This is a genomic window from Erwinia piriflorinigrans CFBP 5888 (genome assembly GCF_001050515.1).
Taxonomy (GTDB): Bacteria; Pseudomonadota; Gammaproteobacteria; order Enterobacterales; family Enterobacteriaceae; genus Erwinia; species Erwinia piriflorinigrans.
Window position 1 is genome coordinate 97,532 of sequence record NZ_CAHS01000005.1, and the last position, 19,387, is coordinate 116,918.

A 19,387-nucleotide genomic window follows, 5' to 3' on the forward strand; every position below is an offset into this window, starting at 1 on the left:
AGGGCGGGACGACCTCGTCGATGGCAAGCGGGTGACAGGATGTTCTTCCCAATGTTTGTTTTCGGGAGTGGTAAATGAAGCCATTTTTGCGCTGGTGTCTCGTTGCGACGGCTTTATCGTTAGCTGGATGCAGCAACACCGATTGGCGTAAGAACGAAGTTTTGGCAGTTCCTTTGCAGCCTACACTGCAACAGGAGGTCATTCTTGCTCGCATGGAACAAATACTTGCCAGTCGGTCATTAACCGATGATGAACGCGCACAGCTGTTATATGAGCGCGGAGTGTTGTATGATAGTCTTGGTTTGAGAGCACTGGCGCGAAATGATTTTTCACAAGCGCTGTCTGTCAGACCCGATATGCCGGAAGTATTCAATTACTTAGGCATATATTTAACGCAGGCAGGTAATTTTGATGCTGCCTATGAAGCGTTTGATTCTGTACTTGAGCTTGATCCAACTTACAATTATGCGCGTTTAAATCGCGGTATCGCCCTTTACTACGGCGGAAGATTTAAACTGGCGCAAGATGATCTGCTGGCGTTTTATCAAGACGATCCTAACGATCCCTTCCGCACCTTGTGGCTGTATCTCACTGAACGTGAGATGAATGCCGACCAGGCTAAAGTCACGCTGAAACAGCGTTACGATAAAGCGGTAAAGGAGCAATGGGGATGGAATATTGTCGAGTTCTACCTGGGCAACATCAGCGAAAAAACGCTGACAGAACGGCTCCAGGCGGACGCAACGGATAACACCTCGCTCGCTGAACATCTCAGTGAAACCAACTTCTATTTAGGTAAGTACTACCTAAGTCTGGGGGAGAAGGACAACGCAGAAGCGTTGTTCAAGCTGACGGTCGCCAACAACGTTCACAACTTTGTTGAGCATCGATATGCATTGTTGGAGCTGGCGCTACTCGGCCAGACACAAGACGATTTATCAGAATCTGACCAGCAATAGCTGACGAACTTTTATTGCCCGAATTTTCGAAAAGTCATCATCTTAGCGGATGAGGGCACTTTTGTTCGTCGAAACCACTAATTTGAGCCGGTTCACACTTTTTGATGAAAATGACTGAAAATTTTCACGACGAGTTATGTAGACTGGCCGCCGCAATCTACGAGGCACGTGTACTACATGACTGATATCCAAACTACTTTCGCTGACCTTGGCCTGAACGCCGACCTCCTTGAATCACTGAACGGCATGGGCTACGTGAAGCCATCCCCGATCCAGGCTGAGTGTATTCCTCACCTGCTGGCAGGTCGTGACGTGTTAGGTATGGCGCAGACCGGGAGTGGCAAAACTGCAGCATTCTCGCTGCCACTGTTACACAACATCGATCCTACAGTTAAAGCACCACAGATCCTGGTGCTGGCACCTACCCGCGAACTGGCGGTTCAGGTTGCTGAAGCTGTTACTGAATTCTCTAAACACATGCGCGGTCTGAACGTTGTTGCCCTGTACGGCGGCCAACGTTATGACGTGCAGCTGCGCGCTTTGCGCCAGGGGCCACAGGTTGTTGTGGGCACGCCTGGTCGTCTGCTTGACCATCTGAAACGCGGCACGTTGGACCTGTCTAACCTGCGCGGTCTGGTGCTCGATGAAGCCGATGAAATGCTGCGTATGGGCTTTATCGAAGACGTTGAAACGATTATGGCGCAGATCCCAGACGGTCATCAGACAGCGCTGTTCTCTGCCACGATGCCAGAGGCGATTCGCCGTATTACTAAACGCTTTATGAAAGATCCGCAGGAAGTGCGTATCCAGTCAAGCCTCACCACACGTCCTGATATTAGCCAGAGCTACTGGACTGCTTACGGCCGTAAGACTGATGCACTGACCCGCTTCCTGGAATCTGAAGACTTTGATGCAGCTATCATTTTCGTGCGTACTAAAAACGCGACGTTGGAAGTTGCCGAAGCGCTTGAGCGTAACGGTTACAACAGCGCCGCGCTTAACGGTGACATGAACCAGGCACTGCGCGAGCAGACGCTGGAGCGCCTGAAAGATGGTCGTCTGGATATCCTGATCGCCACCGACGTTGCTGCCCGTGGTCTGGACGTTGAGCGTATCAGCCTGGTCGTTAACTACGACATTCCAATGGATGCAGAATCTTACGTACACCGTATCGGTCGTACCGGCCGTGCTGGCCGTGCTGGTCGTGCTCTGCTGTTCGTTGAGAACCGTGAACGTCGCCTGCTGCGTAACATCGAACGCACCATGAAACTGACTATTCCAGAGGTTGAGCTGCCAAATGCAGAACTGCTGGGTCAGCGTCGTCTGGCTAAGTTCGCCGCAAAAGTTCAGCAGCAGCTGGAAAGCAGCGATCTGGAACAGTACCGTGCGCTGCTGTCTAAAATGCAGCCGGAAGATGAGATGGATATCGAAACTCTGGCCGCAGCGCTGCTGAAAATGGCGCAGGGCGAACGTCCGCTGATCGTTCCTGCCGATGCGCCACAGCGCCCGCGCCGCGAGTTCCGTGAGCGTGACGAGCGTCGCGGTGACCGTCCTGACCGTGGTCCACGCGAAGCGCGTGGCGAAGCACCGCGCGATGGCGATCGTCCTCGTCGTGAACGTCGTGACGTTGGCGATATGGAAGTGTACCGCATTGAAGTGGGTCGTGATGATGGCGTTGAAGTTCGTCACATCGTTGGCGCTATCGCTAACGAAGGCGATATCAGCAGCCGTTACATCGGTAACATCAAGCTGTTTGGTACTCACTCAACCATCGAGCTGCCAAAAGGTATGCCGGGCGATGTGTTACAGCACTTTACCCGCACGCGTATTCTCAACAAGCCGATGAATATGCAGCTGATCGGTGATGCGCAGCCACGTAGCAACGAACGTGGCGGCGAGCGTCGTCCTGGCGGTCCTGCGCGCGGTGGTTTCGGCGCCGGTGCCGGTCGTGAAGGCGGTCGCGGTGGTGAAGCTGGCGGTCGTCGTTTCAGCAACGAACGCGGCGGTGAGCGTCGTCCAGCGGGCAACCGTGGACCACGTCGCGAAGAAGGCGGTAGCGCACCAGCGCGTCGTCGTGATGCATAATCACTGACAGCCGTAAAAAAAACCAGCCTTCGGGCTGGTTTTTTTATGGGCGCAATTCGGTGCAAATCGGTTGATATCAAAGCATGTTGCGTGCCTGCATAGCCAGCTCAAACGAAGCGAGGCGAGCCGTACTATCAAATATTTGACCGTTAACCATGATCTCATCCGCCGCCGTTTCCCGGATCAGCGCCGCCAGCCCGTGACGTACCTTTTCTTTGTCGCCGACTATCGACATACTTAATGCCTGCTGCACACCATATTGCTCTGCTGATGACCACAAATGATCCATGCTGGTTACCGGTGCCGGTAATGGCCCCGGCCTGCCGCGCCGCAGGTTGATGAACTGCTGCTGCATTGAGGTAAACAGGAAGTTCGCCTCTTGTTGACTGTCGGCAGCCACAACGTTGACGCACACCGTAGCATAAGGCTTCTCCAGTCGTTCTGAAGGCTTAAACTTCTCTCGATAAAGGTGGAGCGCCTGTAACAGCATTTCAGGAGCAAAGTGTGAGGCGAAAGCAAACGGCAGTCCCAACTGCGCGGCCAGCTGAGCACTGTACAAACTGGAGCCCAGCAGCCAGACGGGGATATGCAGTCCTCTGCCCGGTACAGGTTGCACCGGTAGTTCAACGTCATCAGCGGCATCAAACCAGTTAATCAGCTGGGACACGTCCGCTGGAAAATTATCCCCCTGCCCGTGACTATGGCGGCGCAGCGCCAGCATGGTCTGTTGGTCAGAGCCAGGCGCACGGCCAACACCCAGATCGATACGGCCGGGATAGAGTGTTGCGAGGGTGCCAAACTGTTCGGCAATCACCAGCGGGGCATGGTTAGGCAGCATCACCCCACCGGAACCGAGGCGCAGACTTTTTGTATTGGCCGCCAGATAGCCAATCAGCACGGAGGTTGCTGCGCTGGCAATCCCTGTCATGTTGTGATGCTCGGCCAGCCAGTAACGGTGATAGCCGAGCTTTTCTGCCTGCTGCGCCAGCGCCAGGGACGTGCGGAATGCCTCACCGGCGGTAGCACCTTGCGGAACAGGGGCAAGATCGAGCAGCGACAGGGGTACTGGTTTTCTCTCAAACATAGTGGCTCACTTATTTTACCGGGTGAAATCCGGTTGCGGTCTAAACCAGCAGGGTACGGTGTCCTTCTGCACAATGATTGTCCGTTTCGAGCACTGTTCAAAAAATAACGGTAAGAGGTTTTAATCATACCGCCTGTCTGCCGATACTGGCGGACAGTCGCTAGCAGGTTTAGTCGGCAGATAGCGACTGGTTTTGATTTGCCGCCGCTAATCACGTATTGATTAAGTGACCAATGACCATTTAAAAGAGATAATTGTTCGACTATCCTGTGGTGGGAGCTATCTCTCGGTGGCAATGCCGTTGCACATGAGGCTTGCTTATGCAATCGGCTGACATTACTGAAGCCTGAATGAAGAGGACGCGAATTCCCGGTGGATCGCGCAGGTATAGCATGTTAATTCGTACAGAAATTGGCATTGATGCGGCCAGCATTGATGCCCTGCTGCGTCGCAGTTTCCCAACCTCCGCCGAGGCAGAGCTGGTACAGCAGCTACGTGAAGACGGGTTACTGACCCTGGGGATGGTTGCCACCGATGACGAAGGCCAGGTCATGGGCTATGCGTCCTTCAGTCCGGTTACGGTTAACGGTGAAGACCAGCAATGGGTTGGATTAGCACCGTTGGCGATTGATAAAAGCGTGCGTAAGCAAGGGCTTGCATCGCGTTTAATTTACGAAGGACTGGATACGTTAAATGAGTTCGGCTATGCCGCAGTGGTTGTGCTGGGCGATCCGGCTTACTACCAACGTCATGGTTTTGAACCTGCGGCGCGCCACCAGCTACGCTGCCGCTGGCAGGACACGGAGGAGACTTTCCTCGTCTATAAGTTGGCAGAAGAGGCTTTCAATGGCGTATCGGGCAACATTGAGTATCCCTCACCCTTTGATCGACTCTGATCGGCAAGCCACTGGATCAGTGACACAGGCTGCTGTTCTGTCAATCTGATCTTCTGTGGCCTTTTAAGTTGTTTAACCTGGTATTCCAGCCTTGATGCCAGAGAACGGTCGCCCGCAGGGCAGTGAAAAACCAGCTCCAGCGGCCCTTTGCCACGTAGCGCTTTGGCACCTTTTCCATTCTGGTGCTGGGTGAATCGGCGCGCCACGTCACGGGCGATCCCGGTGTAGAGCACGCCACCAGCGGTACGCACAATATACAAATGCCATTCGGCGGGAGAAGCGGTACTCATAGGTTGACCCGACTCAATCATCATTATGATACTGTAACGCATAGTCTGGTAAACAGGCCACAACCTACGCAGCCTGGTGTTTAATACCAGACTGTATAACCCTAACGACTGACCCATTCAGGAAGAAAGATGGCCACTCTGCAACTATTACTCGCTTTCGCCAGTTATTTTTTTACCAGCTGCGCGATGGTATTGATGTTTCTGTTGATCTATATGCGCATCACACCGCACAACGAATGGCGCCTGATCAAGGAAAATAATCTGGCGGCGACCTGGGGATTCATCGGTGCTTTGCTGGGCTATATTATCCCTTTGGCCAGCGTGGCGATTAACTCCGTCAACCTGCTGGATTACTTGCTATGGGGTGCAGTGGCGCTGGTGGTGCAGCTGTTGGTTTTCACTGCCGTTCGTCTGTTTATTCGTGATATCAGCCAACGTATTGAGGAAGACCAGCATGCAGCAGGTCTATTTCTCGGTGCCGTGTCGCTCGGGGTGGGTATCCTGAATGCGGCCTGCATGACTTACTGACCGCTGGTTGGCCTGGCGCAGCTGATGGATAACCTGGTTGCTGCTACCGCGCCAGGGCAGCGTCGGGTCTTTCAGCTGCTGAATAAATTTCCCGTCTATCAGCACGTCGATCTCGTTGATAACCCGCCGCTGGCTGATGTTCAGATCCTGCAACCGGTAGCCGGTCCACAGCCAGATATCTTTATCCGGGCATTCGCGTCTTACCCGACGCAGCAGGCGACCCACATCGGCCAGATTGGCCGGATGCAGCGGATCGCCGCCTGATAATGACAGCCCCTGGCGAATAATGCGCGTATCGTTAAGGTCGGCAATCAGTTGATCTTCCATCTCCGGGGTGAATACGGTTCCCGAATTGAGTCGCCAGGTACTTTGGTTGTAACAGCCCCGGCACTGATGCACGCAGCCTGCGACGAACAGCGTACAGCGCGTGCCGGGGCCATTCACCACATCCACAGGATAGTATTGATGAATATTCATTCTGCCTGACCAGAGGGCAGATGTTTCACCCGGCGCTTAACCTCCTCCTGCTTGCCCGCGTTAAACGGGCGCGCGTCCGGACTGCCGAGATAGCCACACACGCGGCGGGTTACCGAAAGGCGGCTGCTGTTGCCGTTAGCGCAGTTCGGGCAGATAAAACCTTTGCTGGTGCAGGTGAATTCGCCATGAAAACCGCATTCGTAGCATTGGTCGATCGGGGTGTTGGTGCCGTAATAGGGCACCCGGCTGTAGCTGTAATCCCACACGTCTTCCAGGGCTTTAAGGTTATGCTGCATGTTGGGGTACTCGCCATAGCAAATAAAGCCGCCGCTAGCCAGCGGGGGGTAGGCGGCCTCGAAGTCGATTTTGTCGTAAGGATTCACTTTTTTCGCCACGTCGAGGTGGAAGCTGTTGGTATAGTAGCCTTTGTCTGTTACCCCCGGCACCACGCCGAAACGGGCAGCATCAAGGCGGCAGAAGCGATCGCACAGGTTTTCACTTGGCGTACTGTACAGGCTGAAGCCGTAGCCGGTTTCCCGTTTCCACTGGTCGACGGCCGTGCGCATATGGGCAACGATTTCCACCCCTTTGGCACGCAGTTGCACATCGTCATAGGGATGCACGCCGCCGCCGCTCAGAGCATTCAGCGTTTCATGAATGCCAATATAGCCCAGCGAGATTGACGCGCGCCCGTGCTGAAAAATGGCTGCAACAGGTTCATCGGCCTCTAAGCGCACGCCGCAGGCACCCTCCATATAGAGGATAGGGGCGACGCGGGCCTTCACCTTTTCCATCCGGGCGATGCGTGTCATCAACGCCTTTTTTGCCAGCAGCAGACGCTGGTCGAGCAGCGCCCAGAAACGGCCTTCATCCCCGTGCGCTTCCAATGCGATGCACGGCAGATTCAGGCTGATGACGCCGATATTACAGCGACCGTCATGGACAGGCTTTCCCTCTTGCTGATAGCTGTCGAGGAAGCTGCGGCAGCCCATCGGCGTTTTAAACGAACCGGTCACGGCGACAACCTGTTCATAGTTAAGGATGTCGGGATACATACGTTTGCTGGCACACTCCAGCGCCAGCTGCTTGATATCGTAGTTCGGCTCGCCAGCATGGCGGTTCAACCCGGCTTTAATGGCAAATACCAGCTTGGGAAAAACCGCCGTTTTATGATGTTTACCCAGTCCGGCAATACGGTTACGCAGGATTGACTGCTGGATCAACCGCGCTGCCCAGCTGGTGCCGAGGCCAAAACCGAAGGTGACAAACGGTGTCTGACCGTTGGCGGTATGCAGCGTATTAACCTCATACTCCAGCGACTGGAAGGCGTCATAGCACTCTTTTTCAGTGCGTGAACGGGCGTAGGCTTCGCTGTCGGCAATCTGCCATTGATGGGCAATGGCACGATGCCTGGCGAGGCTGGCGTCCACGAACGGTGCCAGTACCTCATCAATGCGATTAATGGTGGTGCCGCCGTAAATATGGCTGGCGACCTGCGCAATGATCTGTGCGGTCACGGCGGTGGCGGTTGAGATCGATTTCGGCGTTTCGATCCCGGCATTACCCATATTAAAGCCCAGAGTCAGCATGCCGTGCAGGTCGATCAACATGCAGTTGAACATCGGGAAGAAGGGCGCGTAGTCAAGATCGTGGTAGTGGATCTCGCCGCGCTCATGAGCGTCAACCACATCTCGCGGCAGCATATGCTGACGTGCGTAGTGTTTGGCGACGATCCCGGCTAACAGATCGCGCTGGGTAGGGATAACTTTACTGTCTTTATTGGCATTCTCATTTAACAGCGCTGTCTGAGTCTGTTCTACCAGACCACGGATCTCTCGAGTTAACTGCCCCTGTCGTTCCCGCGCTACATCGCGATCGTGGCGATACTCAATATAGCGGCGTGCCAGCTGCGGATAGCGGCCGGCCATCAGCAGGTTTTCCACCGCCTGCTGTATTTCGGCAATCTCCACCTGCTTACGGTTGCTTAGCGCAGCGCTAATCTGGCCGGCTGCGCTGGCGCAGTAACCCTCATCGTTAATATTTGCTGCTTTTGCCGCCGCGCGAATGGCGGCTTCGATGCGCGCAGGATCGAATACCACCTGACAGCCATCGCGCTTGATGACCTGAGTTAACACTACGACTCTCCTGATGTGTAAAACAATATATGGGGCTTTTAACTATATTAATGCCTATATATAGCGTTTTGCTGTAGTTTAACTGATGTTTTATTGACCTGCGGCAATGTCAGTGAGGATTCATTATTCCCCCGTACGGTGCTGCCGAATGCTATTTTTGCCGATCCGACGTGCTGTGACGGTTGCATTCAACCATAAGGAGTCACTACTATTGCCGGTTGCTGTGGAGCGAAACCATTTTGCTCTTGTTACTCCGGGATACTGCCCAATGTCGTCCGTTGCTTATAACGAAAAACAGATCATTCGCTGGCTCGGTGCGCGCACCGTGGCCCGGGCGCGGGATCTGATTGCCAACGTACAGCATATTCAGTGGCAAAATACGCTGCTAACCGGAGAAGTACCGGGGCGAAAAGCAGAGCCTTTTAGCGTGATTGTTCATTTTAGCCGTCCACAGGGCAAGTTACTCGCTAGCGGCGAGTGCAGCTGTGCGGTAAAAAACAACTGCAAACATGTGGCTGCGCTGATGTTAGCGAATCTACAAACGCATCAGCCGCAGCCCGCCATTGCCATCGACACGATTCAGGCGGTGCCGATACCCGTGCTGAAACTCCAGTCCTGGGCTAAATTTATCAGCGGCTACGGCCATTATGGTCACCGGCAAAAACGTCTTGATTTTGCCGCGGTCAGTTTTGACTATGCCGGAGTAAGGGTGGATGCCGGTAGCCAGGCAGAGAGTTTTGCCGACCGTAGCGGGCAGCGTTTCCAGGTTCAGCGCCTGGTGGATGACGAGCAATATTGGCTGTCACAGCTGGACAGTACCGTGCTGCATAACATCCCCTCCGGGCATATTTATACGCCGGCCCCGCTTCCTGGTGCGATATTTGCCCCTGCATCGCCCGCCCAATGGCGTGAATTCATCAAAAAAGGCTTGCCGGATCTGCGCAAACGCGGCTGGCGCATCAGCATGGAAGATGACTTTACCTGGAATATCACCGAGGTGGATGAGATTGAAGGGCGCGCTGTTCAGGAGGAAGATGGCTGGTTTAACCTTGAACTGGCGATGAAAATTGGCCGTCGCCGCGTGCGGCTGGAACCTCTACTGGCGGGGCTATTCGCCCGCGACCGCCGCTGGATGTCCGGCAATCTCACGTTAATCCCAGACAATGAACAGATCGAACTGCGCGACGATCGTCAGCAGCGGCTGGTTTTCCTCGCCTCCCAGCTCAAGCCGCTGGTGGGAAGCCTTATCGACCTGTTTGCCAATGGTGAGACGCAGCCGTTGCGCCTCGCCGCCTGGGATATCGGCCGCCTCGGTCAGGGGGACGACCGCAGCCGCTGGATATTTGACGGCGAGGATGCGGTTTATCAGCTGGCGCAGCGGCTCAGTGGCCATACTGGCGTACCGTCGGTTACCCTGCCAACAGGCTTACAGGCAACGCTGCGTGACTATCAGCAACAGGGCGTTAACTGGATGCAGTTCCTGCGCCAGCACAATCTGGCCGGCGTGCTGGCTGATGATATGGGCTTAGGCAAAACCGTTCAGACGCTGGCGCATCTGCTGCTGGAGAAAGAAGCCGGGCGGCTCGATCGCCCTGCGCTCATCGTGGTGCCGACCACACTGGTGCACAACTGGTGCTGCGAGGCCGCTCGTTTTACACCCGGACTCAAGGTGCTGGCATTAACCGGGCCGCAGCGCAAAGACTTTTATCAGCAGCTTGAGCAGTACGATGTGGTGATCTCCACCTACTCACTGTTATGGCGCGATCAGCCGCAGCTGGTGGCACATCGCTATCATCTGCTGATCCTTGATGAAGCGCAGTATGTGAAGAACAGCAGCGCGCGTGCGGCATCGGTGATCCGTACGCTGAAAACGCGCCATCGGCTCTGTTTGACCGGCACCCCGCTGGAAAACCACTTGGGCGAACTGTGGTCGCAGTTTGATTTTCTGCTGCCGGGGTTCCTCGGTAGCGAACGCGATTTTACCCAGCGCTGGCGCATTCCGATAGAACGGCAAGGGGACAGCGTGCGGCGTGAGCTGCTGGCGAAACGCGTGCGGCCGTTTATGCTACGTCGACGTAAGCAGGAGGTGGCAAAAGAGCTGCCGCCTAAGAATACTATCTTGCGCAGCGTGGCGCTGAATGGGGCACAGCGTGAACTGTACGACCATGTTCTTGAGGCGATGCAGGATCGCGTACAGCTGGCGGTACAGCAGCAGGGAGCAGGACGCAGCCACCTGCTGGTACTGGATGCGCTGTTGAAACTGCGCCAGATCTGCTGCGATCCGCGTTTAGTGTCCGATCCTCGTGCAGAGAAAGTCCGGCACTCTGCCAAGCTGACGCTGCTGCGTGAAATGCTGCATGACCTGCTGGCGGAAGATCGACGTATCCTGATCTTCTCGCAGTTCACCACCATGCTGACGATCATCGCCGGGGAGCTACAAAAGGCACACATTCCGTTTGTTACCCTGACCGGTTCTACCCGCGATCGTAACGAGCCGGTACGCCGTTTCCAGCAGGGCGAGGTGCCGGTATTCCTGATTAGCCTGAAAGCAGGCGGCGTGGGGCTGAACCTCACGGCGGCAGATACGGTGATCCATTACGATCCCTGGTGGAACCCGGCGGCGGAGAATCAGGCAACCGATCGTGCTTATCGCCTCGGACAGGATAAGCCGGTATTTGTTTACAAGCTGATTGCTGCCGACACCATCGAAGAGAAGATCGTCGCCTTACAGCAGCAAAAAGCCGATCTGGCCGAAGAGATCCTCAATGATGGGCTCAGCGAGCCTGCCAGCTTTAGCCAGCAGGATATTACCGACCTGTTCGCACCCTGATTAGCCCACTGATGCACCGGGCTAAACCCAGCCTGACCTGATGTACCCTGCCCAGTTTGTTCAAAGGATGTTCCACTCAAGGAGGTTTAACGATGCTCCGGTCACCGTGCCGCATAGTGCTTGCTTTCAGTGTTATCTTGCCGCTCTGCGCTTCAGCGACGAAGGCCAGGGATCTGCCGCTGATGCCGTGGCCGCAGAAAGTAGAGCTTGCCGCCGACGGAGCCAGCCTGACGCTGGTGGCTCCGCTGGATATTCAGGTTAGAGGGGACAATCTGCAAGAGGCGCTGCCGCGCTGGCAGCAGCGTCTGGCGCGCCAAACGGGTAAACCGTATTACCCCCTTTCCCCCGGTGCCACGCCGGTGCAAATCAATATTGCAAAGCCGGTTGCGCCAGTGCCCCAGCCTGACAGCGACGAAAGCTATCGTCTGGTGGTCAGCCAGAACGGTGTGCGTCTTGATAGCGCCACCCGCTTTGGCGCCATGCGCGGAATGGAAACACTGTTACAGCTGGTTCAGAATGGGGCGCTGCCGCTGGTGACCATCGACGATCGTCCACGTTTCTCGTGGCGTGGCATTATGATCGATTCGGCCCGTCACTTCATGCCGGTTGAGACCCTGAAGCGTCAGATCGATGGCATCGCCGCGGCGCGCATGAACGTGTTTCACTGGCATCTGACCGATGACCAGGGCTGGCGCTTTGCCTCCCGCGGCTTTCCGCAGCTACAGGAAAAAGCCAGTGGTGGCCTGTGGTACAGCGCGCAGCAGATGCGCGATGTTGTCAGCTATGCCACCGATCGCGGCGTGCGGGTGGTGCCGGAAATCGGCTTACCCGGGCATACGTCGGCGCTGGCAGTCGCCATGCCGCAGCTGTTCGCTCTTCCCGGACGCTATAAGCTGGAACACGGCTGGGGCGTGTTTAAACCGTTGCTTGACCCGACCAATGAGCAGGTTTACCGCCTTATTGACCAGCTTGTCGGCGAGGTCGCGGCGATTTTCCCCGACCCGTATCTGCATATTGGCAGCGACGAGCTGGATGACGCTCAATGGCGTCAATCCGAGCGCATCCGTCAGTTTATGACGCAGCATAAACTGACGGATAGCCATGGCCTGCATGCTTACTTTACTCAGCGAGTGGAGAAAATCCTCGCCAAACATCAGCGGCGTGCCATCGTCCGCAATGGGGTGAGCTATCGCGATCTGCCCGGCAGCTTCGTGATCCAATCTTGGCAGGGAGTTGATACGCTGGAAGAGATGGCGAAGCACAACTATCGTGGCATCCTGTCCACCGGTTTCAATCTCGATCAGGCGCAGACAGCCGCTTTCCACTACCGTAATGAAGTGTGGCCGCAGGGGCTGAACGGTGGCGATCGTGTCCGGGCAGGGGAAACGGCGCAGAGTTGGCAGTTTGTTTTGCCCCGTCTGAAGGGCGATTCGTTACAAGGCAGTTTTACACTGATCGACAATGCGAGCCGCTGGCGTGGTTTCATCGATTTTGCCGATCGGCCACGGCGCATGGTGAGTCACCTACGCTGGCTGTCTCCCACTCAGTTAACCTTCCGCGTTGACAGTGGGCTTGGGGAGCTCCAGCCGGTACTGTCCCTCGCGGGTGAGCGACTCAGCGGCTACTGGCGTGTTGGCAATGTACGGTATCCGACTATCGGCAGCAGACTGGCACAGATACCACAAGGAGTAGAGCCCGTCTTACTCAGTAAGGCCCAGCTCAGGGAGAATCTGCCGGGAGGGGAAGTGGTGCTGTGGAGTGAAATGGTCGATGAAAACAACATCGATACCCGTCTGTGGCCACGGGCGTTTGTTGTTGCTGAGCGCCTGTGGTCGTCTTCAGACGTCACCGACGAAGAAAATATGTATCAGCGGCTGGCAGCCGTCGATCGCTGGTCGGCGCTGTCCGTGGGCCTGCAACAGCATGCGCAAATCCAGCTACAGATGATGCGCCTGGCTAACAGCAGCGATACCACCCCATTACAAATTTTTGTCGAGGCGTTGGAACCGGCACAACATGACACGCGTCCGCATCTCAAGTACTGCGCCGGTCATGCTTCGCAGATGCAGCCGCTTAACCAGTTGGCGGATATACTCCCCGCTGAAAGCAACAAAGTCCGTGAGCTTGACCGCCAGGTTGACGCGCTGATTGACAATCGCGGTGACCGACAGGCGGCGCTGGCGATACGCCGTCAGCTCCGCCTGTGGCAGGAGAATATCCCGCAGGTAGAATCTTTGCTGGCGCAGAATCCGCAGTTGCGATCGTTGCTACCGCTGGCAGATCGGGTGGAGGCGATCAGTACGATGGGGCTGTCATTAGTGGATGCGATAGAAAGTGAACGTATTTTCGGTGCACGCGAAGTGGCGAAGATGCAAAAGCAGCTCGATCCAGAGGTACTCGGTCAGCATGAGTTGGTGGTCGCGCTGGTCTATCCGATTGAAAAACTGCTGCGTGCGGATAAATAACCGCCGGGCATCGGGTGGGAGCTGGCCATCGAAGACGGCCAGTCTCAATAGTGTAGGGGTGGAGCCGCCCCCCTGTTACGCCTGACGTCGTACGGCGATCGCTTCGATTTCGATTTTTACATCTTTTGGCAAACGTGCCACTTCTACGCACGAGCGTGCCGGGAAGCTGGCCTGATATTCTGTGAAAAAGGCTTCGTAGGTGGCGTTAACCGTGGCGAAGTCATTAAGGTCTTTGACGAACACCGTTGTTTTCACGATATCGCTAACCTGCAAACCGGCTGCTTCAACAATCGCCCGCACGTTTTCCAGCGACTGGCGTGCCTGGGCGGCGATATCATCCGCCACCGTACCGGTCGTCGGATCGACCGGGATCTGGCCAGAGGTCATAATCATGCTGCCGAGGTCGACGCCCTGAACATAGGGGCCGATGGCGGCGGGCGCTTTTTCAGTACTGATTTCGCGAGACATTCTTTCTCCTGAATTGATCTGAGATGATCCCCAGCATGACCTGAGGCTGGCGTTTATGCTGGCTGATGAGGGCTACCCACATCCTGCCCGCCTTCGGCGCGAATGGCAAATGGCAACGATCGGCCGTTTGCCATCACCACATGGTGCGCGAACTCTTTTTCGCAATATTTGCATTTAAGGTACAGTTCATCCTGGCGCTTTTTCACCGCGAAGCTGGAATCAACCGGTTCGTTGCGGCTGATACAGTTGCTGTTCGGACAGGTCAGCACGCGGTCGATGCGCTCCGGCAGCGTAGGGGAGAGCTTCGCCACCACGTTGTAGTCATCAATGCGGTTTACCGTGGCGTGTGGGGCATACACCGCCAGCTGATTGACCTGATCGTCGGTCAAAAAAGTGTTCTCAATCTTGATCAGATCTTTGCGTCCCAGTTCGCCGGAGGGCAGATTCAGGCCGATGGTGATGCGCTGATCGGTTTCCGTCAGGCGGAACAACGACAGCAGCTTAAAGCCCACCTGTGCCGGAATATGGTCAATCACCGTACCGCATTTAATCGCTTCAACCTGAAGTTTATTGTCCAGAGTCATGATGATTTTCCTCTTACAGAGCCAGTTCGCGGTTGAGTACCAGCGCCAGCAGCGCCTGGCGTGCGTAAATGCCGTTGCCTGCCTGCTGGAAATACCAGGCGTGTGGCGTGTCGTCGACGTCGTTGTCGATTTCATCAATACGCGGCAGCGGATGCAGCACCTTCATATTGTCACGAGCACCGTTTAAATCGGCAGCGCGCAGCACAAACTGTGCTTTCACATTGGCATATTCCGACGGGTCCAGACGCTCTTTCTGTACGCGGGTCATATAGAGAATATCCACCTGCGGCACCACTTCTTCAATGCTGTTATGGCGCGTCCAGGCAATGCCTTTTTCGTCAAGCATATCGGTGATGTAGGCTGGCATCGCCAACGCATCCGGGGCGATAAACCAGAAGCGGTTGCCGTCAAATTTTGCCAGCGCCTGCGCCAGTGAGTGTACGGTACGGCCATATTTCAGGTCGCCGACCATGGCTATCTGCAAATTGCTCAACCGTCCCTGGGTTTCCTGGATGGTGAACAGATCGAGCAGCGTCTGGGTCGGATGCTGGTTGGCACCGTCTCCGGCATTCAGCACCGGCACGCCGCCGGAGAATTCGGTTGCCAGCCGTGCGGCACCTTCCTGTGGATGGCGCATCACGATGGCATCCACGTAGGTGCCAATCACCGAAATGGTATCAGCCAGGGTTTCGCCTTTCTTACCCAGCGAGGTATTGCCGCCGTCGGCAAAACCGACCACCGAAGCCCCGAGACGGTGCATGGCGGTTTCAAACGACAGGCGGGTGCGGGTTGAGGCTTCAAAGAAGCAGCTGGCAATCACATTATGTTTCAGCAGTTCCGGCTGCGGGTTTGCTTTCAGGCTGGCGGCAGTGCGCAGCGCCAGCTCCAGCTCGGTACGGTTGAGATCGTTAATGGAAATAATATGTTTGCGATATAGCGGATTGGCCATCTTCTCTCTCCTCTGTTGCCTGTCATGGTGGATATTGCAGCCAGTACGACAGGGCGGATCTCTTTTGCACTGCGTTATGGGCAAAAAAAAGCCCCTCAATGAGGGGCTAATTTTTACGATCGGTGATGCCTGATACAGAGAAACGGCGCTGCCCACCGGCGAAATGGCGCGTTGGTGAGGCAATAGTTATGCGATTCAGTTTCATGCATCCTCCCGGCAAACGGGGTGCATTATACGCATTCATCCACGCCCGGCAAGGGAAAAAAATAGCTGAGTAATCGTTTGCCTTGCCTGAATTATTCTTGCTGCGACAGCGTGGCGACCATCACCGCTTTGATGGTATGCAGACGGTTTTCCGCCTGATCGAATACCACGCTGTGCGCGGATTCAAACACTTCATCGGTCACCTCCATGCCGCCATGCAGATCGTACTGCTGCGCCATTTGCTGTCCGAGCAGAGTCTGATCGTCATGGAAGGCGGGCAGGCAGTGCAGGAATTTCACCTGTGGATTGCCGGTCGCCTTCAACAGCGCCATATTCACCTGATACGGACGCAGCAGCGTAATGCGTTCGTGCCACACTTCTTTTGGTTCACCCATTGATACCCAGACGTCGGTATAAATAAAATCAGCGCCCTGTACCCCTGTAGCGATATCTTCTGTCAGGGTGATTTTCCCCCCGGTCTGCTGCGCCAGGTCGCGGCATTCGGCTATCAATGCGGCATCCGGCCAGCAGCTCTTTGGCGCGATCAGGCGCAGATCGAGACCGACCAGCGCTGCCGCTTCCAGCAGGGTATTGCCCATATTGTTCTGCGTGTCGCCCACGTAGGCCAGAGTCATTTGGTTGAAGGTTTTTTCCGGCAGTTGTTCCTGCATGGTCAGCAGATCTGCCAGCAGCTGGGTGGGGTGAAACTCATTGGTTAGCCCGTTCCACACCGGTACACCCGCATGTTCTGCCAGCGATTCCACCAGCTGCTGGCCATAGCCGCGATACTGGATGGCATGATACATACGGCCCAGTACGCGCGCGGTGTCTTTTATCGATTCTTTATGGCCGATTTGACTGCCGCTCGGGCCAATCCAGGTGACGTTAGCGCCCTGATCGAATGCGGCAACTTCGAAAGAGCATCGGGTACGGGTCGAGTCTTTTTCGAAGATGAGCGCAATATTTTTGCCTTTCAGGTACTGAATCTCATCGCCTTTTTTCTTAGTGGCTTTAAGCCGTGACGCCAGCTTCAGTAAACCGTTGATTTCATCGGGATTGAAATCAAGAAGCCGGAGAAAATGGCGCTGATATAACTGACTCATAAAGCACTCCAGGTAATCTCTATTGAATTAAAATTCAATTTAGCGGTATTAATATTCACTTTCAACCCCCGCATGAAGAAACTTTCGTTTAAAGGTAGTGGCGCAAACAGCACTGTGGGAAAATACTTTAAATAATGCCACTAAGAGGAACGGATCATGGCTAACGAAGCATTGCTGGAAGAGCAGCGTGAAGAGACGCGGCTGATTATTGAAGAACTACTGGATGACGGCAGCGACCCGGACGCGCTGTATACCATTGAGCATCATTTTTCCTGTGACAGCTTCGACGCGCTGGAAAAAGCAGCGGTAGAAGCTTTTAAGCTGGGCTACGAGGTGACCGAGCCGGAAGAGCTGGATCTGGAAGACGGTACAAAAGTGATGTGCTGCGATATTCTCAGCGAAGGGGCACTGAATGCTGAGCTTATCGACGCGCAGGTTGAGCAGCTGGTGGATGTCGCCGGTAAATTCAACGTTGACTACGATGGCTGGGGAACCTATTTCGAAGACCCGGATGCGCAGGATGAAGACGACGAAGACGATGAGCACGTAGACGGCGAAGATAACGGCGTACGCCACTGATTTTGCGCTGGCCGGGCTAGCCCCGGCCACGATCCACTTTTCTGATTTGAGCAATCAATACCCAACCCCTTCTTGCCCCCTTTAACAGGCTGCTTCACAGCGCCTTCAGCATTGTCACTTCGCAGTCTACATGGCCAGTGGCCCCCATCGGGCCGTCAATATGGCTAAAGCCAAGCTGTTCATACAGACGTATGGCGCGTGTCAGCGAGGCGGTCGTTTCCAGATAGCAGCGTTTAAAACCGCACTGGCGACCATAATCTATCGCCTGAATCGCCAGATTGCGTGCCAGCCCGAGGCCGCGCACGGCGGGCAGGAAGTACATTTTCTGCAACTCACAAACGTCGTCATCGCTGCCCGTCAGCGGGGCGACGCCGCCGCCGCCGACGATCTTGCCCGCTATTTCCACCACCCAGTAGGCGCTGTTTTCCTCGCTGTAAAGCTCATAAAGATGGTCAAGATTGGGGTCAGAAACCGTGTAACCTTTGTCTGCCGTCAGGCCAAACTCTGCCGACACTTCACGAATAACGGCGGCGATAAGCGGGTTGTCAGCGCGGGTGATAGGGCGTACGCGCGGGGCAGTCTCTGTCGGGGATGTCATACGTTTTGCTCATGGCGTTTCGGTTGCAGACAAGTGTAATAACATTGGTGGTGCCTGGATGCAATGACCGTTTTCTAAGCCCAGGTGGTCATTGTTAAAGGATGCTGTTAAGGCAGCCATCTGCAGCGGGCGTGAGCATAAAAATTGATCTTGGGCAAGCAGGTCTCTGCACAAGCAGCCTGCACGTTGCAATAGTGCCTTCTACATGGCAAATGGTAAAAGTTGGAACTTTTTACCGATTCACAACACTTATCCACCCTGAAAGTTAAAAAAAATTTAAATATTCTTTTTTTCAGGGGTAGCAACAATGTTTAGGATCGGTGGTTTAAGTATTTCAGGCTCACACTCAGGTGTGAGTTCAAGTTATTCAGATAGTGCTGGCGGAGCGACACGATATGGTTTGCACGATAATATCGGTTGCAGGGCTAATACAACAAAAGTCAGTGATTTTGTGGGCAGTAAATCCAACAACGCAATTCCGTCCCTGCTGGCTAATGCCACCCATAAAGGTGATGTTGTCACGGTAGCAAACTCAATGGCAGTGATGGCAGCAATGGGGCAGGGGCATGGTAAAGTGGTGGTTTCCGATTTGTCGGATGCACACCTCGCTGGCGTTAAATCAGTCATTGCACTGGCCGAGAAGAATCACAATCAGGATGGCTGGCTTAAGGATGTAAAAAAGGAGCATGGCTCATCGTATGCTTCACATCTGAGTTTGTTGATCTCCCGAAACGGTGACGACCTCTCTTTTGAACAATTGCAGAGAAGGATCCGCAATCAGGATATTGCATTTTATCATGTCGATCTTGCCAGCTCTTCAGCCAGCGAGATTGAAAAGGATACGCCTCATGGTGTTTCTGCGGTTTATGCGAGCAACATCGAAATGTACTTAGGCGGCTTCCTGAGCAAAGATGGAAAATCATTCTCAGAAAGACAACAATCACTTGATAGCTTCAAAGAAAATCTGACCGGAATGCTGAAACACGATGGCATTCTCATTCACGGCAATACGATGGGGCCGATGGAATTGCACAGTTATCACGACGCCATTAATAACTGGCAGCCAGCCGCAACATAATAACCGATAACGTTGAGCTCCATGAAGTTCCGGGGTTAATACAGGTCAGTCTGGCAAGCGGAATAATATGCTGTG

Annotated in this window: 17 protein-coding genes and 1 pseudogene; 9 read left to right on the forward strand and 9 right to left on the reverse strand. The window is 54.8% G+C overall.

The window, feature by feature from the left end:
* Window positions 1–74 precede the first annotated feature (74 nt).
* From nlpI to EPIR_RS01805, 3 genes are all read left to right on the forward strand, one after another.
* On the forward strand, window positions 75–959 hold the full coding sequence (gene nlpI, locus EPIR_RS01800; protein ID WP_023653574.1) for a lipoprotein NlpI: 885 nt from the start codon (window positions 75–77) through the stop codon (window positions 957–959).
* 110 nt (window positions 960–1,069) lie between these two features.
* On the forward strand, window positions 1,070–1,144 hold the full coding sequence (gene yrbN, locus EPIR_RS19260; protein WP_224750487.1) for a protein YrbN: 75 nt from the start codon (window positions 1,070–1,072) through the stop codon (window positions 1,142–1,144).
* Window positions 1,137–3,044, forward strand: a complete 1,908-nt coding sequence (locus EPIR_RS01805) for a DEAD/DEAH family ATP-dependent RNA helicase (protein WP_023653575.1) — start codon at window positions 1,137–1,139, stop codon at window positions 3,042–3,044. Before yrbN ends, EPIR_RS01805 begins: the two co-directional genes overlap by 8 nt.
* Window positions 3,045–3,120: 76 nt before the next feature.
* Here the strand turns inward: EPIR_RS01805 and EPIR_RS01810 are convergent, their stop codons facing one another.
* The gene (locus EPIR_RS01810) at window positions 3,121–4,128 is read right to left on the reverse strand and encodes a luciferase-like monooxygenase (RefSeq protein ID WP_023653576.1); all 1,008 of its coding nucleotides are present in this window, start codon (window positions 4,126–4,128) and stop codon (window positions 3,121–3,123) included.
* 392 nt (window positions 4,129–4,520) lie between these two features.
* Between EPIR_RS01810 and EPIR_RS01815 the strand changes: the two genes are divergently transcribed.
* Window positions 4,521–5,024, forward strand: a complete 504-nt coding sequence (locus EPIR_RS01815; protein WP_023653577.1) for a GNAT family N-acetyltransferase — start codon at window positions 4,521–4,523, stop codon at window positions 5,022–5,024.
* Here the strand turns inward: EPIR_RS01815 and EPIR_RS17940 are convergent.
* Window positions 4,949–5,314, reverse strand: a complete 366-nt coding sequence (locus tag EPIR_RS17940) for a GIY-YIG nuclease family protein (RefSeq protein WP_072065997.1) — start codon at window positions 5,312–5,314, stop codon at window positions 4,949–4,951. The genes EPIR_RS01815 and EPIR_RS17940 overlap by 76 nt on opposite strands.
* Before the next feature lie 129 nt (window positions 5,315–5,443).
* On the opposite strand from EPIR_RS17940, the gene EPIR_RS01820 reads away from it, so the two are divergent.
* The gene (locus EPIR_RS01820) at window positions 5,444–5,842 is read left to right on the forward strand and encodes a DUF350 domain-containing protein (RefSeq protein WP_023653579.1); all 399 of its coding nucleotides are present in this window, start codon (window positions 5,444–5,446) and stop codon (window positions 5,840–5,842) included.
* 15 nt (window positions 5,843–5,857) lie between these two features.
* Here EPIR_RS01820 and nrdG read toward each other — a convergent pair.
* Both nrdG and nrdD read right to left on the reverse strand, forming a co-directional pair.
* Window positions 5,858–6,319: pseudogene (gene nrdG, locus EPIR_RS01825) on the reverse strand (anaerobic ribonucleoside-triphosphate reductase-activating protein); the annotation flags it as partial.
* Entirely contained in the window at window positions 6,316–8,454 is a 2,139-nt protein-coding gene (nrdD, locus tag EPIR_RS01830) for an anaerobic ribonucleoside-triphosphate reductase (protein ID WP_023653580.1), read from the reverse strand. The gene nrdD and the pseudogene nrdG, both read right to left, overlap by 4 nt.
* A 268-nt stretch (window positions 8,455–8,722) precedes the next feature.
* Between nrdD and EPIR_RS01835 the strand changes: the two genes are divergently transcribed.
* Together EPIR_RS01835 and EPIR_RS01840 are read left to right on the forward strand one after the other, a co-directional pair.
* Entirely contained in the window at window positions 8,723–11,284 is a 2,562-nt protein-coding gene (locus EPIR_RS01835; protein WP_023653581.1) for a DEAD/DEAH box helicase, read from the forward strand.
* A 92-nt stretch (window positions 11,285–11,376) separates the two neighbouring features.
* Entirely contained in the window at window positions 11,377–13,749 is a 2,373-nt protein-coding gene (locus EPIR_RS01840) for a family 20 glycosylhydrolase (RefSeq protein ID WP_023653582.1), read from the forward strand.
* A 75-nt stretch (window positions 13,750–13,824) separates the two neighbouring features.
* On the opposite strand, the gene ridA is transcribed toward EPIR_RS01840, so the two are convergent.
* From ridA to argF, 4 genes are all read right to left on the reverse strand, one after another.
* Complete coding sequence (gene ridA / locus EPIR_RS01845) at window positions 13,825–14,217, reverse strand: 2-iminobutanoate/2-iminopropanoate deaminase (RefSeq protein WP_023653583.1); 393 nt, start codon at window positions 14,215–14,217, stop codon at window positions 13,825–13,827.
* A gap of 53 nt (window positions 14,218–14,270) precedes the next feature.
* Window positions 14,271–14,801, reverse strand: a complete 531-nt coding sequence (pyrI, locus tag EPIR_RS01850) for an aspartate carbamoyltransferase regulatory subunit (RefSeq protein WP_023653584.1) — start codon at window positions 14,799–14,801, stop codon at window positions 14,271–14,273.
* A gap of 13 nt (window positions 14,802–14,814) precedes the next feature.
* A complete protein-coding gene (pyrB, locus tag EPIR_RS01855; RefSeq protein WP_023653585.1) occupies window positions 14,815–15,750 on the reverse strand; it encodes an aspartate carbamoyltransferase in 936 nt (311 codons plus the stop codon).
* A gap of 296 nt (window positions 15,751–16,046) precedes the next feature.
* Window positions 16,047–17,057, reverse strand: a complete 1,011-nt coding sequence (argF, locus tag EPIR_RS01860) for an ornithine carbamoyltransferase (protein ID WP_023653587.1) — start codon at window positions 17,055–17,057, stop codon at window positions 16,047–16,049.
* Between the two features lie 156 nt (window positions 17,058–17,213).
* On the opposite strand from argF, the gene rraB reads away from it, so the two are divergent.
* Window positions 17,214–17,636: a ribonuclease E inhibitor RraB gene (gene rraB, locus EPIR_RS01865; protein WP_023653589.1), complete on the forward strand. Its 423-nt coding sequence runs from the start codon at window positions 17,214–17,216 to the stop codon at window positions 17,634–17,636.
* Between the two features lie 94 nt (window positions 17,637–17,730).
* Here rraB and EPIR_RS01870 read toward each other — a convergent pair whose 3' ends face one another.
* Window positions 17,731–18,234: a GNAT family N-acetyltransferase gene (locus EPIR_RS01870; RefSeq protein WP_023653590.1), complete on the reverse strand. Its 504-nt coding sequence runs from the start codon at window positions 18,232–18,234 to the stop codon at window positions 17,731–17,733.
* Between the two features lie 307 nt (window positions 18,235–18,541).
* Here EPIR_RS01870 and EPIR_RS01875 point away from each other — a divergent pair, with 307 nt between their 5' ends.
* On the forward strand, window positions 18,542–19,312 hold the full coding sequence (locus EPIR_RS01875) for a hypothetical protein (RefSeq protein WP_023653592.1): 771 nt from the start codon (window positions 18,542–18,544) through the stop codon (window positions 19,310–19,312).
* Window positions 19,313–19,387: the final 75 nt, after the last annotated feature.

Excerpts from the sequence above, each read along its gene's own strand:
- nlpI (WP_023653574.1), top strand. The coding sequence starts at position 75 with ATGAAGCCATTTTTGCGCTGGTGTCTCGTTGCGACGGCTTTATCGTTA.
- EPIR_RS01805 (WP_023653575.1), top strand. The coding sequence starts at position 1,137 with ATGACTGATATCCAAACTACTTTCGCTGACCTTGGCCTGAACGCCGAC.
- EPIR_RS01810 (WP_023653576.1), bottom strand. The coding sequence starts at position 4,128 with ATGTTTGAGAGAAAACCAGTACCCCTGTCGCTGCTCGATCTTGCCCCT.
- EPIR_RS01815 (WP_023653577.1), top strand. The coding sequence starts at position 4,521 with ATGTTAATTCGTACAGAAATTGGCATTGATGCGGCCAGCATTGATGCC.
- EPIR_RS17940 (WP_072065997.1), bottom strand. The coding sequence starts at position 5,314 with ATGAGTACCGCTTCTCCCGCCGAATGGCATTTGTATATTGTGCGTACC.
- EPIR_RS01820 (WP_023653579.1), top strand. The coding sequence starts at position 5,444 with ATGGCCACTCTGCAACTATTACTCGCTTTCGCCAGTTATTTTTTTACC.
- EPIR_RS01835 (WP_023653581.1), top strand. The coding sequence starts at position 8,723 with ATGTCGTCCGTTGCTTATAACGAAAAACAGATCATTCGCTGGCTCGGT.
- EPIR_RS01840 (WP_023653582.1), top strand. The coding sequence starts at position 11,377 with ATGCTCCGGTCACCGTGCCGCATAGTGCTTGCTTTCAGTGTTATCTTG.
- ridA (WP_023653583.1), bottom strand. The coding sequence starts at position 14,217 with ATGTCTCGCGAAATCAGTACTGAAAAAGCGCCCGCCGCCATCGGCCCC.
- pyrI (WP_023653584.1), bottom strand. The coding sequence starts at position 14,801 with ATGACTCTGGACAATAAACTTCAGGTTGAAGCGATTAAATGCGGTACG.
- pyrB (WP_023653585.1), bottom strand. The coding sequence starts at position 15,750 with ATGGCCAATCCGCTATATCGCAAACATATTATTTCCATTAACGATCTC.
- argF (WP_023653587.1), bottom strand. The coding sequence starts at position 17,057 with ATGAGTCAGTTATATCAGCGCCATTTTCTCCGGCTTCTTGATTTCAAT.
- rraB (WP_023653589.1), top strand. The coding sequence starts at position 17,214 with ATGGCTAACGAAGCATTGCTGGAAGAGCAGCGTGAAGAGACGCGGCTG.
- EPIR_RS01870 (WP_023653590.1), bottom strand. The coding sequence starts at position 18,234 with ATGACATCCCCGACAGAGACTGCCCCGCGCGTACGCCCTATCACCCGC.
- EPIR_RS01875 (WP_023653592.1), top strand. The coding sequence starts at position 18,542 with ATGTTTAGGATCGGTGGTTTAAGTATTTCAGGCTCACACTCAGGTGTG.